Source organism: Methanomicrobia archaeon (genome assembly GCA_011049045.1).
Classification (GTDB): Archaea; Halobacteriota; Syntropharchaeia; order Alkanophagales; family Methanospirareceae; genus JACGMN01.
This window is the reverse complement of the sequence record DSCO01000046.1, coordinates 40600-53538: the sequence shown is the minus strand read 5'-3', so window position 1 is coordinate 53538 and position 12939 is coordinate 40600. Positions and strand designations below refer to the sequence as shown.

The 12939-nt window shown below is 56.1% G+C and carries 14 protein-coding genes, 1 tRNA gene and 1 pseudogene; 9 read left to right on the top strand and 7 right to left on the bottom strand.

Annotated elements, in window-relative coordinates; genetic code table 11:
- Window positions 1-93: 93 nt before the first annotated feature.
- Window positions 94-1104, bottom strand: a complete 1011-nt coding sequence (locus ENN68_05875; GenBank protein ID HDS45605.1) for a serine/threonine protein phosphatase — start codon at window positions 1102-1104, stop codon at window positions 94-96.
- Between ENN68_05875 and ENN68_05870 the strand changes: the two genes are divergently transcribed.
- Window positions 1095-2336: an MFS transporter gene (locus ENN68_05870; protein HDS45604.1), complete on the top strand. Its 1242-nt coding sequence runs from the start codon at window positions 1095-1097 to the stop codon at window positions 2334-2336. The two genes, ENN68_05875 and ENN68_05870, sit on opposite strands and share 10 nt — an antisense overlap.
- A 9-nt stretch (window positions 2337-2345) precedes the next feature.
- On the top strand, window positions 2346-2915 hold the full coding sequence (locus ENN68_05865; protein HDS45603.1) for an NTPase: 570 nt from the start codon (window positions 2346-2348) through the stop codon (window positions 2913-2915).
- Between the two features lie 35 nt (window positions 2916-2950).
- On the opposite strand, the gene ENN68_05860 is transcribed toward ENN68_05865, so the two are convergent.
- Window positions 2951-3754, bottom strand: coding sequence for an NAD+ synthase (locus ENN68_05860; protein HDS45602.1), 804 nt, complete (start codon window positions 3752-3754; stop codon window positions 2951-2953).
- A 74-nt stretch (window positions 3755-3828) separates the two neighbouring features.
- On the opposite strand from ENN68_05860, the gene sppA reads away from it, so the two are divergent.
- Window positions 3829-4569 carry a signal peptide peptidase SppA gene (gene sppA / locus ENN68_05855; protein ID HDS45601.1) on the top strand — a complete coding sequence of 247 codons (741 nt, stop codon included), beginning with the start codon at window positions 3829-3831 and terminating at the stop codon, window positions 4567-4569.
- Window positions 4570-4582: 13 nt separating this feature from the next.
- Here the strand turns inward: sppA and ENN68_05850 are convergent, their stop codons facing one another.
- Window positions 4583-4921, bottom strand: coding sequence for a hypothetical protein (locus ENN68_05850; protein HDS45600.1), 339 nt, complete (start codon window positions 4919-4921; stop codon window positions 4583-4585).
- Window positions 4922-5229: 308 nt separating this feature from the next.
- On the opposite strand from ENN68_05850, the gene ENN68_05845 reads away from it, so the two are divergent.
- Window positions 5230-5682 carry a dCMP deaminase family protein gene (locus ENN68_05845; protein HDS45599.1) on the top strand — a complete coding sequence of 151 codons (453 nt, stop codon included), beginning with the start codon at window positions 5230-5232 and terminating at the stop codon, window positions 5680-5682.
- 28 nt (window positions 5683-5710) lie between these two features.
- Window positions 5711-6124, top strand: coding sequence for a toprim domain-containing protein (locus tag ENN68_05840; GenBank protein HDS45598.1), 414 nt, complete (start codon window positions 5711-5713; stop codon window positions 6122-6124).
- On the opposite strand, the gene aroD is transcribed toward ENN68_05840, so the two are convergent.
- Window positions 6105-6836 carry a type I 3-dehydroquinate dehydratase gene (aroD, locus tag ENN68_05835; GenBank protein HDS45597.1) on the bottom strand — a complete coding sequence of 244 codons (732 nt, stop codon included), beginning with the start codon at window positions 6834-6836 and terminating at the stop codon, window positions 6105-6107. The genes ENN68_05840 and aroD overlap by 20 nt on opposite strands.
- 241 nt (window positions 6837-7077) lie before the next feature.
- Entirely contained in the window at window positions 7078-7704 is a 627-nt protein-coding gene (locus tag ENN68_05830; protein HDS45596.1) for a hypothetical protein, read from the bottom strand.
- Between the two features lie 215 nt (window positions 7705-7919).
- On the opposite strand from ENN68_05830, the gene ENN68_05825 reads away from it, so the two are divergent.
- The 4 genes and pseudogenes from ENN68_05825 to ENN68_05810 all read left to right on the top strand — a co-directional run bounded on the left by ENN68_05825 (window position 7920) and on the right by ENN68_05810 (window position 10410).
- The gene (locus ENN68_05825; GenBank protein HDS45595.1) at window positions 7920-9002 is read left to right on the top strand and encodes a GNAT family N-acetyltransferase; all 1083 of its coding nucleotides are present in this window, start codon (window positions 7920-7922) and stop codon (window positions 9000-9002) included.
- 114 nt (window positions 9003-9116) lie between these two features.
- Window positions 9117-9554: pseudogene (locus tag ENN68_05820) on the top strand (pyridoxamine 5'-phosphate oxidase).
- Between the two features lie 39 nt (window positions 9555-9593).
- Complete coding sequence (locus ENN68_05815) at window positions 9594-9782, top strand: hypothetical protein (GenBank protein HDS45594.1); 189 nt, start codon at window positions 9594-9596, stop codon at window positions 9780-9782.
- A gap of 556 nt (window positions 9783-10338) precedes the next feature.
- A tRNA-His gene (locus tag ENN68_05810) sits at window positions 10339-10410 on the top strand.
- Window positions 10411-10486: 76 nt separating this feature from the next.
- Here the strand turns inward: ENN68_05810 and ENN68_05805 are convergent.
- Together ENN68_05805 and ENN68_05800 are read right to left on the bottom strand one after the other, a co-directional pair.
- The gene (locus ENN68_05805) at window positions 10487-12343 is read right to left on the bottom strand and encodes a DUF2207 domain-containing protein (protein ID HDS45593.1); all 1857 of its coding nucleotides are present in this window, start codon (window positions 12341-12343) and stop codon (window positions 10487-10489) included.
- A complete protein-coding gene (locus tag ENN68_05800) occupies window positions 12334-12900 on the bottom strand; it encodes a LemA family protein (GenBank protein ID HDS45592.1) in 567 nt (188 codons plus the stop codon). The genes ENN68_05805 and ENN68_05800 overlap by 10 nt, the downstream gene beginning before the upstream one ends.
- Window positions 12901-12939 lie beyond the last annotated feature (39 nt).

The window sequence follows — 12939 nt, the reverse complement described above, 5'->3', positions numbered from 1 at the left end:
TCGATAAGAATCAGAACACTACGCTGATGACTTCGAACTGATAGCATGCACTAATCCAGGAGCCTAAAAACGTACCAGATCGATCGTGCAGCCTCACCACACCCGTGCCGCGCGTCGCGCCAGGGTATAGGCATCCTGAGGCTCACGCAGCAGCTCCCCGTTCAAGAACAGGTAGGCTGCCTTCGTGTTGTAGTAGGGCGCGCCTTTGCGCGAGAAGACTATAAGAATCTTACCCTCATGTCGTGTCTCCACACCCTCACAGAACTCGTGACTGCGAATGATCGTTGTCACGTTCGCCATCCGCAGAAACGCAGCGGTAACGTTCCGGCCAAAGAGGTTTCCGGCGCCCCGGAAGGACTCGAAACACCCGTACGCCTCGATCGGATCGTTCCAGAGGAGTTCTTTGAACGTGCTCGAGGCTGGATGTGAGTCACGTGCGAAGGCCACGTCATGGAGCGAGGAGACGTGACAGGGCACGCCGCCGTGAACCAGCATGTACCGGCCGGCGATGAGCGTCGCGTAGGGCAGATAGGACCACAGATCCTTCAACGCACGGTACAGCTCCTTGCCCTGCTCGCCGAAGCGCTGGATGAAGTAGAAGGGCAGTTCATGGGGTGTGAAGCGCAGATCCGGCGGGCCTTCGTGGTTACCGCGCATGAGCGTAATGCGGTCGTTGCCGCCCTGGAGCGCCTTCAGGGTGAAGACCAGGTAGTACGTGGCAATGCTTTCATCGCCCCGATCGCCATAATCGCCGAGGAACACGATTCGATCCGCCTCCGCGACCTCCGGCTGCTTCAGGATATGTGTTAAGCTCTTCAGATCACCGTGGATATCGCCGATCACCACCACGCTCTTTACCGATTCGGGATCGATCCGCACCATGCCGCTGCCCTTGCGTACGCCCAGCTCAGTTTGCAACGTCTGCTTCACCGTCGCCATGAGCGCGGCGAACTCGTCTGCATCGACTGTAAAGCCCTGCTTAACCCATGCATCAACCTCTTCTGTGTTCATAGCTCCCTGCAGACCTTCGGACGTGGATTTTTTTTTGCCCCCACACGTATTACTCTTTTGACCGGTAAAGGAGTTGTTTGTGTATGAATTCATCGAGCTTCCTTGGGCCTGACCCACCGCGCAAGTCACGTACCGCGCAGTTACGGGTAATCTCTACGCTCTTCCTGCTCTTCAGCGTCGCCATCGGCGCGGTCATCACCATCCACCCGCTATATTTGGAGCAGTTTCTGGTAGCGCCGGAACTGGTTGGACTCGTGGCCGCGCTCTCCTCGCTCTCCGGGATGCTCTTCAGCCTGCCCACCGGCATCCTCGCCGACCGGTTCAGCAGGAAACGACTGCTCACCGCCTTCTTTCTGCTCCTGGCCGCCGTTCTGCTCGCCTTCTTCCTGAACACCAGCCTGTACGCGCTGATCGTGCTGCAGCTCCTGTTCGGGATGGCCATGGCACCGGCATGGGTGATCAGCGAGGCAGTCGTGAAGGATATCTCACCCAGCGACCAGCGCGGCGAGTTCCGATCGGTCTACGGCACCTTTGCCAATGCGGGGCTCTTCATCGGCCCGGTGATTGGCGGACTGCTCGCGGACCGATTCGCGCTGCGAACCCCGTATATCTTCGCGGTGATGCTGCTCCTTGCCTCGTTGACCTTCATCATCAAGCTCACGGATAATGCCCGTCAAAACTCACGCGTCGCTGCCCAAGCGGTGTCGCATCACGAGGACTTACGAGCGCTGCTCAAGGAGTTCGGCCAGCAGCGCGAGCTGATCGTTCTGGAGCTCTGCACCGCTGCACTCTTCTTCTGGTACTCAGCCAGGTGGGTCTTCGGGCCGCTCTTCCTCGATCGGCTCGGATATAGTCCGTTCGTCATAGGGCTCTGGATCGCCGTCTCGGCCGCACCATATCTCTTCTTCCAGATACCGCTGGGGCGGTTGGCCGACCGGCGCGGGAAGACACGCTTGATCTGCCTCGGGTTCGTGGTGGCCGCGATCTTCATCATCCCCCTGGGGTTTCTGCAGACGCTCCCGAGCCTTTTTGTAACGATCTTCGTGATCTCGGTGGGCACAACCCTTGTGGAGCCGCTGATCGAGGCACGGGTCGCTGATATCGTGCCCCAGGAACGATATGGCGCGTACGCGGGCCTCTTTGAATTCGCGAAGACCTTCGGGGTCATGCTGGGCCCCGTCTGCTCTGCCCTCTTCGTCTTTCTCTTTGGTATCACGTATTCATTCATTCCTGCAGTCTTCTTCTTCTTTCTCGCGTTTGCTCTTTTCCTCCGCTCACGACAATCACTCTGTAGCGGAGTATCGTTGAAGGGCAGGAACTGGTAAAGAAGAACGATGCCGCTCAAAATAGGGCTCACCGGGAAGCCGCGAATAGGCAAGTCCACGATCGTTAAAGTAGTAATCGAACGATTGAAAGCGGATGGCGTGCCGGTGGGCGGCATGCTCACCGCCGACCTGCGCGAGCACGGACGCCGAGTGGGGTTCACCATTGAAGACATCCGCACCGGCGAGACGGGCGTTCTGGCGCACGTGCAGCTTCCGACACGGGGGCCTACCGTAGGTAAGTACACCGTCAACCTCACGGATCTGGACAATATCGGCGCGCGCTCGATAGTAGAGGCCACGATACGACCGGAGATCAAGCTGATCATCATTGATGAGATCGGCACAATGGAGTTGAAGTCCAGGAATTTCATCGAGGCGGTCGAGCGTGCACTGGCGAGTGAGAAGCACCTCGTGGTTACCGTCCATCAACGCTCAATGCACGAGCTGGTGCAGCGCATACGGAGAACGTTCGAGATCCTGGAAGTCACCGAAGCGAACCGGGACGATTTACCCACCATGGTCATGGCTGCTTTGCGGAACAGTACCGATTACAAGAACCTGAACTCAAACGAACCTTAATGACGACCCTGTGTTAGGGGGTTATGATTATTGAATCATGAATGACCGGGATTTCCCCGCTCGTCGGTTGTGCGCCTGAAGATCGGTATTGGCTCGCGTTTATGCCGCGACCGTTCCGCCATCTGTTTTACCCGCGCCACCAACTCAGGATCACACGCGGTTCGGCTCACGTCCGCATCGCCGCGCTCCCACAGGGCGAGGATGCGATCCAGCAGCTCGTAGCTCATGCCTATCTCGCCCTCGTCCGTTTGCCCCGCCCAGAGACCGGCACTCGGCGGCTTCTCGATGATCACCCGTGGAATCCCGAGCTCCTCGGCGAGCGCTCGCTCCTCGGTCTTGAGTACATCGCCGAGCGGGAGGATATCCGCAGCGCCATCGCCGTACTTGGTGAAGTACCCGATCGTGAGCTCGCTCTTGTTCCCGGTGCCGACGACGAGGTAGTTCCGCTTGTTCGCGAAGTAATAGAGACAGATCATCCGGAGTCGCGGCTTGAGGTTCGCTATCGCGAGCTCGACCGTTCGTTCTGCAGCGCCACCGTGCCGTTCGTCACCGGTAAGGAGCGTGAGGAACGCGGTAAATATGGCAGAAAGATCGAACTCCTCTGTCTCGATATCGAATTGCGCGGCGATCAATCGCGCATGCGTAACGTCCTCTGGTGGGGACTTGCAGGGAAGGATCAGACCAAGTGTCGTATCAGGACATGCGCGTTTGCAGAGCACCGCGGCGACTGAAGAATCAAGTCCACCACTCATGCCCAGGACAACGCCCCGTGCGCCAGCCTCGCTTACGCGTTCTCGTATCCAATCGCTGATGTGCGCCGCCAGCATTGAGGGGTGCATACCGTCCGTATCACTGTCACCTAGATTTATACCAGGAGCTACAAATAAGTTAGTGTGACGTTTTTTACGAGACGATGAGCGCGAAGGGCTTGATCGCACTGCTCCCCATCAAAGGAACGATTGCTGCGGAGAGCTCGCTCTTCGGCTTCCTCTCGTCTTCCCGAGGCATCATTCAGGCGATCGAGGACGTAGAACGGCGGAAGCGGATCAAAGCGGTCGTCTTCGAGATCGATTCTCCCGGTGGCACGCCCTTTGCGGCTAAAGAGGTCGCAACGCGGATCAAAGCGATGAAGAAGCCCACGATCGCCTGGGTACGGGAGCACGCGACCTCGGGCGGCTACTGGATCGCGAGCGCTTGCGACGAAATTGTCGCGGACGAGCTGAGCACTTTGGGCAGTATCGGGGTACTGAGCATCCGCCCGGACATCGGTGAACTGCTGAAGAAGTTCGGGATCGATATCGAGACCTTGAAGACGGGTATCTACAAGGGCCTGGGACTGCCCTATGAGACACCCTCGGAGGATGAGCGTGCGCTGCTGCAAGCGGAACTGGAGGAGATAAAGGAGCACTTCCTCTCGGCGATCGCCGCGAACCGGCAGCTGGACGAGGAGACACTGAAGGAATTGGCCACGGCGAAGGTCTATCTCGGCCGCGAAGCGAAGGAGATCGGGCTGATAGACCATCTCGGCGGCAAGGATATCGCTCTCGCCCGAGCAAAGGAGCGCAGCGGGATCACGCGCGAGAAGATCATCTCATATGATGAGCGCAGGCGTAAAGGCGTTTTGCGTCGGCTGATCGAAGAGCTGCTCTGGTGAGCTTCCGGGTATCTCAATACGGCTCGCGGTCGCCCCACGATTCTTCCTGCTTGCCTGTCTCCGCCCGGTAGGTATCCGAGACACTGTGGATCTGCTCCCGGTAGCTCTTACGCAACGCTTCAATCTGCTTCATGAGCTCTTCTTTCGACGCACATTCCGCCGCGTAGCGCTTCTTCCACTCCTCGACCGCCTCAAGCGCTTCGTCCGCGAACATGGTGCGGCTCTTTGATTCCCAGAGCGCCGTCTCGTAGCGATCCTGCGCCGTTGCGAGCTCTTTGGAGATTCGGCGCAATTTCACGATCGCGCCCACCAGAGAGGCCGCGAGCATAAGTGCAATGAGCTCGAGGATCATCAGTGATGCACCACCCGTGATTGCGGATATGCTACGGCACTATATGCAGCCCCTGCTCGTACTGCAGTTCGCCCAGCTTTCATTCGCCACCAGAACGTTTCCCGTAAGGTTTGTTTCCGCATTCTGATCTCTTCGGTCATCGAACTCCGCGTGATACGTTTCCGCTTCTGTTTCTGGTTGATGCTCAGTAATCTTTAAGTTAAATATGTTGAGCGCACGTATTAATCAGAAAGCGGTTTTCGGATGGCCCGGACTATTTCTGCAATGAGCGAACTGTTGGCGTTAAGGCACGAGATCTTTTGGGGAAGATGAACGGCAAAGCGGCAGGCAATAAGCGGATACCGTGGGACGAATACTGGATGAAGATCGTCAACGACGTGGCACTGCGCTCAACCTGTGTGCGACGGCAGATTGGTGCTTTAGTGGTTAAGAATGACGTGATCGTCTCGACCGGCTATAACGGTGCTCCGCGTGGCTTTCCGCACTGTCTTGATGTCGAATGCCGGCGGGATAAGTTGAACATTGCCTCAGGCGAGCGCCACGAGGAGTGCGTGGGCGTGCACGCGGAGCAGAACGCACTGCTGCAGGCAGGCCGGGATGCGGAGGGCGCAACGCTCTATGTCAACGCCTTCCCGTGCAAGATCTGCGCGAAGCTGATCATCAACGCAGGCATCAAGCGTGTGGTAATCTCGGGCGAGTATAGTGACCGAGAGGGGCTGGCGTATATGGAGCAAGCGGGTATCAGACTCACGTTTCTTTAGTACGGCGTAACGTGCTGCGGACAGAGGAATGAACAATAACAATCGCTTGGAACGCGCGCAGCAGAAGCGTGATTTTGAGACCTACGCGGAGCTGGAGAGCGTAATAGAGGAGTTGAACGAGTCGGTGGATGCGATCATTGTGGAAGGCGTTCGAGATAAAGAGGGGCTACGGGAGCTGGGGATTACCAAGGAGATCCTCATGTGCTCGACGAAGCCTGATACCCCGTTCATCGATGATCTCCGCAGCAGGTACAAGCGAGTTGCGATTCTCACGGACTATGACCGCGAAGGAAAGCGGTTCAATAAGCGACTGACCGTGCGCCTGGAGCATGAGGGCATCAAGGTTGAGACGACGTTCCGCAGCAGGATCGGGCGGATTTTGGGGCTCCGCGGCATGCGGGATATCGAATCGGTGAACGCGCTCAAGAAGAGACTGCTTTAACGCCGAGCGCCTCCAGCATATGCCTCAGCTGCCGCACACTGAGCTGCCCCGGTGCGAGTGCCTGCTCGCCCTCGAGATACCCATAGGTCAAGAGCGAGCCGTAAAGCGGTGCGATAACGCGCAGATGCCGTCCGAAAGATCCCATACCGATCATCGCGATGCGCTTACCCTCGCGCGTGAGCTCGTGGGTGAATTCAAGCAGCATCAGCGTATCATCAAGCGACTGAGGTGTGAGAGCGATCTTCGCGATACTGCCACCGCACTCGTGCATGCAGGTAACGATTCGCAGGAGCTCATAGCGAGATCGCATACCCGCGAAGTCGTGGAACGAGCAAATGACCGGCACGCAACGCTCCTGCGCCTTCGCGATCAGCTGCCTCCGCTCTAAAGCCGAGGAGAAGAACTCGACGTCCACCGCATGAACCTCCACAGCGTCGAGAATGCTGCGGAGTAGCGCGAGCCGTTCGTGTTCGGTGCCCGAGAACGCACCGCCCTCCGCCCGGTTTCGGTTTGTGACGATGATCGGGAGCGGTAGAGGGTCGAGGAATTCGGTGATTCGCGCGATGCGCTGATCCTCCGGCCCTAGCAGGTCGATGCGGAGCTCAAGCGCGTCCGCGCCTTCTTCCGCTGCGCGTGCTGCATCCTGACGCGATAAGGTCCGCAATACGGCCACGATTACCGGTGCCCGTTTCATCAAGACGCTCTCTAACATTTTTTATCGCGCACCACCCGGCATTTGCAGGCTGATAAGAACAAAGCGGCCGGTGTTTTAAGGATATGGTGCCGGGTGAGAGCGAAACATCCTCACAAAAACCGTGGGAAAACGACCGGAGCGATTTCACATACGAATTGGCACGCCGAGCCGACCGCGACGCAGCTACTGCTAATCCAGAACATAGGCACTGATCGTTCCGTTCGTTTCCTGGGTCGTGAGAAACCGGATTGCTCCGCGTTTATCCGAGACTCTCGACGAACTCCACTTCGAGCACGGGCGCAGGCACAATGTCCAGGAACATAATACCCGCGAGCCGCAGGATCTCCATGAACCTCGTGGCGTCCTCATGTGAGAAGTTGTAGTGCTGGATGAGCTCAGCAACCGGTGAGACCAGAATGGTACTGCCCATCATGGTCGTCCGTCCTTTCGAGAACCGGTTGGTCGCGACATCACGAATGAACCTGCCGACCAGTGCCGAGGCGTTAGAGCCCGCGATGGTGCCCGTGATTGCGCTGCGATTCACGTGCCGGAGGTACGCGGCTTTGAAAGTCTCGTAATGGGCGAGTTCGAGGTCGTCGATAACTGTATCGTACTCCTCGATCGAGGTCTGCTGGACGAACACCTTCAGAAACCGCTTGCCGGCGGCAACCGCGTCCCGCAGCTCCTCAGGGTCGTGGAGCAAGAGCGCGACGTAGGGCTTGATTCGCAGCTCCCACAACTCCATATCCGTGCTCAGCACGGACATATCGGTCCGGTACCGCACCTGGAACCGTAAGACCAGTGCGGCGATGTAGGTACCGAGCGCTTTAGCATCGGACTCCACGAACTCCTGCCCGAACCAGGATACCGTCTCTTCTTTCGTCATGGTACTAAGAACAAGGGGAATGGAGGATATTAGGTTACCTGACGCGGCACCGGGATCAATATTGTCTTGGCCGCAGCTGATACGAAGAAGTTGAAGCGTTGAAAGCCGTGGGTTAAAATGCAACAGAGAGAACAATGAGGCCAGCATAACAGCTAGTGTTCGAAAAGTTTTTGGTATGAAGGATACTTAGTATGGCTTAGGAGGAGGTGATAGAAATGGTCCACATTAGACCGTTTGAAGAAGGCGATACCGCCCGGCTGTTAGCGATCGAGAAGGTATGTCCGCACGGTAACGAACACTGTGCCGTGGGCGTGGACAAAAAATCAAACTTCACTGCGCGCTATGCACTGTATGATAACTGGAACGTTCTCATAGCCGAAGAGGATGACGGTGAAGTTGGTGGATGGATCGGCTGGACAGTGAAGCAGTCGCCAGCGCAACAAGAGCCGTACGTCTATCTAGCTGAGGTAATGGTACATCCGGCGTTCCGGCGCAAAGGAGTGGCTACCACGCTGGTGCATGAAGCGGAGCAGCAAGCCCAAGAAACCGGCTCAAAATACCTGTATTGCTATATCTACGGCCCGAACGACGCCTCGACGGCGTTGTTCGAGAAACGGGGCTATGCGAGCATGAGAACGCTCAAATCTTGTGCACTAACCGCGTATAAAAAAGTGGGGATCGCAGCGAACTATACGATCGAACACGCTACGATAAGGGATATCCCTGCTGTTGTGCGACTCATTAACGAGTACAATGCAGGGCGTGCGCACTTCGCACCCTACACGCCAGAAGGGTTCGCATCTTATCTGAACGGCATCCCCGGATACGGCCTGGAGCAGTTCTGGGTAGCTCATGATAAAGATGCGGAGGGTACTATAGTGGCCTGCGCGGGATTATGGGATTGCTCAGTACTGGCGGAGATGTGCTATACGAAAGAGCCGCGTATGTGGCACGTGATGCGCACGCTATTAGGATTCTTGAGTCTCTTTGGTCGCGTGCCGAGGATACCTGCAGAGGGCGAGTATTTCAAGGTGTATTTCATGACAGATCACGCATTCAAACCGGACCACGGCGATGCGATGTCAGCCCTTATCGGCTCGTTCAATAACATCGTATTCGATGCCAACCGCGATTTCTTCGTCGCCAATCTGGATCCGGACGACCCGCTTGTTGCGGTACTCAAAAAGTTCAAACCGCAGATTGACACATGGCACATATATGCCAAAGCACTCGAGTCCGGAGGCAAACTGCCTGCGTTCAGCCCCTTCTATGTGGATGTCAGGGATTGTATTCTCTGACCGTTCTCTATATGGGGTGGCGCACAGGAGAAGGGCGAGAATATGCCGCGCTCGTCCAACGGTCTCCCACCTTTAAATGACTGCACGGCCAAGTGAGAAGAGGTGAAATAGTGAATGACTATCCCGGATTGTATCACCTTTGCAAACCAGAATCCAGTGACCAGTGTCGCGACCGTCGAGGGCGATCAGCCGCGTGTACGGAAATTCCTGATGTGGTTTGCGGACGAGACGGGGTTTTATTTCCATACCGGGACACCGAAAGCGATCTACGAGCAGTTGCAGCGCAACCCGAAGGTGGCGCTCTGCTTCTATAATCCCGGTAACGCGCCGGGCGCTGGAACGATGCTGCGCGTGACTGGTGCGGTGGAGTTTTGAGAGGATCTTGTGCTGAAGGCGCGGCTCATAGAAGAGCGACCGTTCTTAAAAGCGATCGGGACAGGGCGACCTGATAATCCGCTCTTAGCGGTCTTCCGCGTGCCGCACGGTGAAGCGTGGTTCTGGACGATGGAAAACAACCTGCGCGAAGCTGAGATCGAACGTATTCGGTTTTGATAGAGGCTCGTTTGGCAATCTCTGGAGAATAGATAGAGGATGTCTCCCCACGACTATCCAGAGCACCATTGCCGGGTCATCTTCGCCCAGGATCAGGGGAAAGAGCAGTTCAAGGACGAATTCGGGACTTTGGTCCGGGGTGAAAGTGTTGCGGAACCTATGGAAAAGCAGCTGAAAGCAGACCGTAAGGCCACATGTCACGAGCTTCGAACGCGTCATCGTTTGTGAAGTGAAGAGCTTCACGTATAAACAGAATAATGCGTAGTTAAAAACGGTACAGTCGCACGTTAACTCCGGGGTTCCGTCTCAGTGGGGCGTTCATTCTATTCGCGGACTGTGCGAGATCACCACGAAGAAGAGGTGGAAACTGCACGTGCATTCTTACGACAGCAATTCCTGGACAGATGAGCTCTGGCCGAAACGCTAATAAGCATAGCGTGTCCTCGATCTCTTATGAGTGTCACGGTTACAAACGTCGTATTTCTCCTGGGGATAGTACTGGCGTTAACGGGCGCCGCCGTCATGGCTCATGGCAGCCTATTCGGAGACCGGACCACCCCAGCAGCTATTACGATCGGGATTATCGGCCTAAGTTTGATAGCAACCTCGAGAAAGAAGCAGCGCGGCGCTTCACACCCCTAACATGGGTTCGCAGCTCACACTACCATAGCCGCTGCCGGTATGTTCAGCGTCGTCGCGGACCGCAGCGCGAAGAAAGATAAATAGGTAACAGCCCTTAGAGAGTAGTATTCTGCGCCAACCTAGAGCGTACGCATCTGGTATGGCCGGGGTGTGGTAGCGGTTATCCCTGGGGACTGTGGATCCCTAGACCTGGGTTCAAATCCCAGCCCCGGCCCTCAAGCATTCTCGATACTGCTTGGCACAGCTTCTTAAACATGTCCTTTGCCTGAGTACCGTACTAATCAATAGGGTTATCTCGCACCTCCACCACCACCACCAAAGCCACCGCCACCGCCAAATCCGCCACCGCCTCCACTACCCCCGGCACCTGCTCCCGTCGCTACCGGAGTCGTCATACTGTGTACGTGCCCGAAGTAGAGCGGCAAGTATATCGCTGCATCAGCAGTACCAGCGGGTACGCTCACCTGCAGGTGCTCCATCGCTTTCGCAACCGTATCGCCCACGCCGAGCGCAGTGCCGTAGACGAGCCATTCCTGCCATATGGCTACATCTTCAGGCGCATACTTACGGATCGCTGCGAAATCCGAGAGAAACGTTGCGAACGCATCCCACTCGAGTTTCTCTTTATAATAATCGCCCGTCCACCGGCCAAAGAGCGCAGTTGGGGCCATTACGGGAAGAATGGCCTGGAGCGTAAGAATGCCTGAAGCAACGAGTGCGGTTTGTAACGGGGGATACGTATCCCGAACCATGAGGAATAACAGGAGCACGACAAGCAGGGTGATCGGAAAAGGGATAATGAGCTTCGCCAACTGCATCCTGCCGCCCATGACAAACTCTTCCGCGACACTCTTATTCGCATCTTTCATCAAGCCGGTCAATCTGCTATGGATCCCGCTGAGACTGAGCCGTGCATTATCACCCATGCGCGCAGCATCCCGTAACTCCTCAACTCGTGCCGCAAAAGCTCTGGTGTCAAAGACGCCGTTTTCCGCGTAATCTCGTAAAAACGAGAGCACGCGCTCTTCATACTCATCAATCCCCACAGCAGGCTCCTTCAGCAAGGTGATCTTCACACTTCCACCCGATTTTACGATCCTGCCCCGTTTGCCCTCTGTCGCTATCTTGAGGATCCCGCGCCGCTGCAAATCGAGCAGAGTGGCATAAAAGCCGTGTTCATCGAAATTAAAGGCGTCACCTTTGAACACGAGGTTCACCAGCCAGGGCTTCCTGCTCCTCGGCACGTAGCTCAGGGACTTCGGTACCGTGAACTGTTTCTCCCTTCCGTGTTTGTAATACACCAGCACGAGCAGTACTGGGAAAAGGAAAATCAGTGCTAAAAGGATAAAACTCACTGCAGAGAAGAAACGATAGGCCAGAGCATAGCGTGAATTTGCGGTGACCGTTTTACCCTCGACGTCCGTTACGTGACGTGGAAACCCCGCCAGCTCAGCTACAAGTTCGGGCTTGAGCAGCAGCTCGAGCTCCAGAAGCGTATCCTTCGGGCTTGCGCCCGTTGCAACCCACGTGTCTCCTTCCCTCGTGATCTCCATTGGCGGGTGCGAGAAAAGCTGTACAACGGAATTATTCGGGTCATGAACGACGAGTGTAACCTGCTGGTACGGCAGATGTTCAGTGGCGAGTTTCACGTTCACGTGGCAATACTCAGCATCGCATTCCAGTGGCGGATGCAAGCGGAACAGATAATCAATCTGGTACTCCCCCGCATCGAATCGTTCAGGGTTATAGCAGCCCGCCTCATTCCGCACTGCTAAGGCGCGAATATCACCGATATATACGGCTTGTGTCGTTGAAAGTAGTGTTACAGCACCCTGCCAGTCCTTCGTATAGGCGATCGTTCCTGGCGGTGGCGAGATGCTGATTGGTTCTACATACGGTTCACCGGGGTTCTCCCACGAAAGTGGCGCTTCCCAGACCCGATAGAGCATCCGGTACGTGCCGGATTCCGCTATGTGGTAGCTGAACGATTCCGCAAGCGTCCCGTTTAGATACAGATTAGCCCGGTATTGGCGAACGTAAACATCTCCGTAGCCGGTAAGAGCAGTTGCTAGCAGTACACCAGCAGAGCCAATCACGAAAACTGCCACTACCAGAAGGGTGATCTGTCTCTTCTCGTTCAACTCCAGCTCACCGCGGGCCGTCTCAGTTCCGCCTCTTCAAACTCGAGATAGGCCATCTTCTTCAGCCCGATCGAAGCCCCCACGAAATTTGACGGCACGACGTCAAGCTTGGTATTGAATTCCTGAACGATGTTGTTATAGGTGTAGCGATGTCGCGCTATCTCCTCTTCCAGTTCCTTAATCGCATTCATCGTTACCACGACGGTCTCAGAAGTCTTTAAGGCCGGATAATTTTCCGCAACCGCAATAAGGCTACCGAGCAAGCCACGGCTTTCCGCATCGATTCGCCCGAGTTCACCGGCACCTGCTTTACCGATGGTTGCCCGCAGCTGGGTGATCTTCTCGTAGGTATCCCGTTCGAACCGTGCATAGCTTTTTACCGATTCAACGAGCTGCTCGATCATATCCAGCCGTTTCTTCAGGGCGACTTTCACCTGCCCGAGCGTCGCTTCTCCCGCGTTCTTCAAGCTCTGGAAGCGATTGTACGTCAGGAAGAAGTAAATGACGATGCCGAGCACAAAAATTACGGCGAGCACAATTAACAGCACAAATAACGTATCCATTGGTTCTCCGCTCCTGTTGACAGTAGTGCATTATCGAAC

Coding starts and splice junctions, on each gene's coding strand:
- ENN68_05870 (HDS45604.1), top strand. CDS start 1,095: ATGAATTCATCGAGCTTCCTTGGGCCTGACCCACCGCGCAAGTCACGT.
- ENN68_05875 (HDS45605.1), bottom strand. CDS start 1,104: ATGAATTCATACACAAACAACTCCTTTACCGGTCAAAAGAGTAATACG.
- ENN68_05865 (HDS45603.1), top strand. CDS start 2,346: ATGCCGCTCAAAATAGGGCTCACCGGGAAGCCGCGAATAGGCAAGTCC.
- ENN68_05860 (HDS45602.1), bottom strand. CDS start 3,754: ATGCACCCCTCAATGCTGGCGGCGCACATCAGCGATTGGATACGAGAA.
- sppA (HDS45601.1), top strand. CDS start 3,829: ATGAGCGCGAAGGGCTTGATCGCACTGCTCCCCATCAAAGGAACGATT.
- ENN68_05850 (HDS45600.1), bottom strand. CDS start 4,921: ATGATCCTCGAGCTCATTGCACTTATGCTCGCGGCCTCTCTGGTGGGC.
- ENN68_05845 (HDS45599.1), top strand. CDS start 5,230: ATGAACGGCAAAGCGGCAGGCAATAAGCGGATACCGTGGGACGAATAC.
- ENN68_05840 (HDS45598.1), top strand. CDS start 5,711: ATGAACAATAACAATCGCTTGGAACGCGCGCAGCAGAAGCGTGATTTT.
- aroD (HDS45597.1), bottom strand. CDS start 6,836: ATGTTAGAGAGCGTCTTGATGAAACGGGCACCGGTAATCGTGGCCGTA.
- ENN68_05830 (HDS45596.1), bottom strand. CDS start 7,704: ATGACGAAAGAAGAGACGGTATCCTGGTTCGGGCAGGAGTTCGTGGAG.
- ENN68_05825 (HDS45595.1), top strand. CDS start 7,920: ATGGTCCACATTAGACCGTTTGAAGAAGGCGATACCGCCCGGCTGTTA.
- ENN68_05815 (HDS45594.1), top strand. CDS start 9,594: ATGTCTCCCCACGACTATCCAGAGCACCATTGCCGGGTCATCTTCGCC.
- ENN68_05800 (HDS45592.1), bottom strand. CDS start 12,900: ATGGATACGTTATTTGTGCTGTTAATTGTGCTCGCCGTAATTTTTGTG.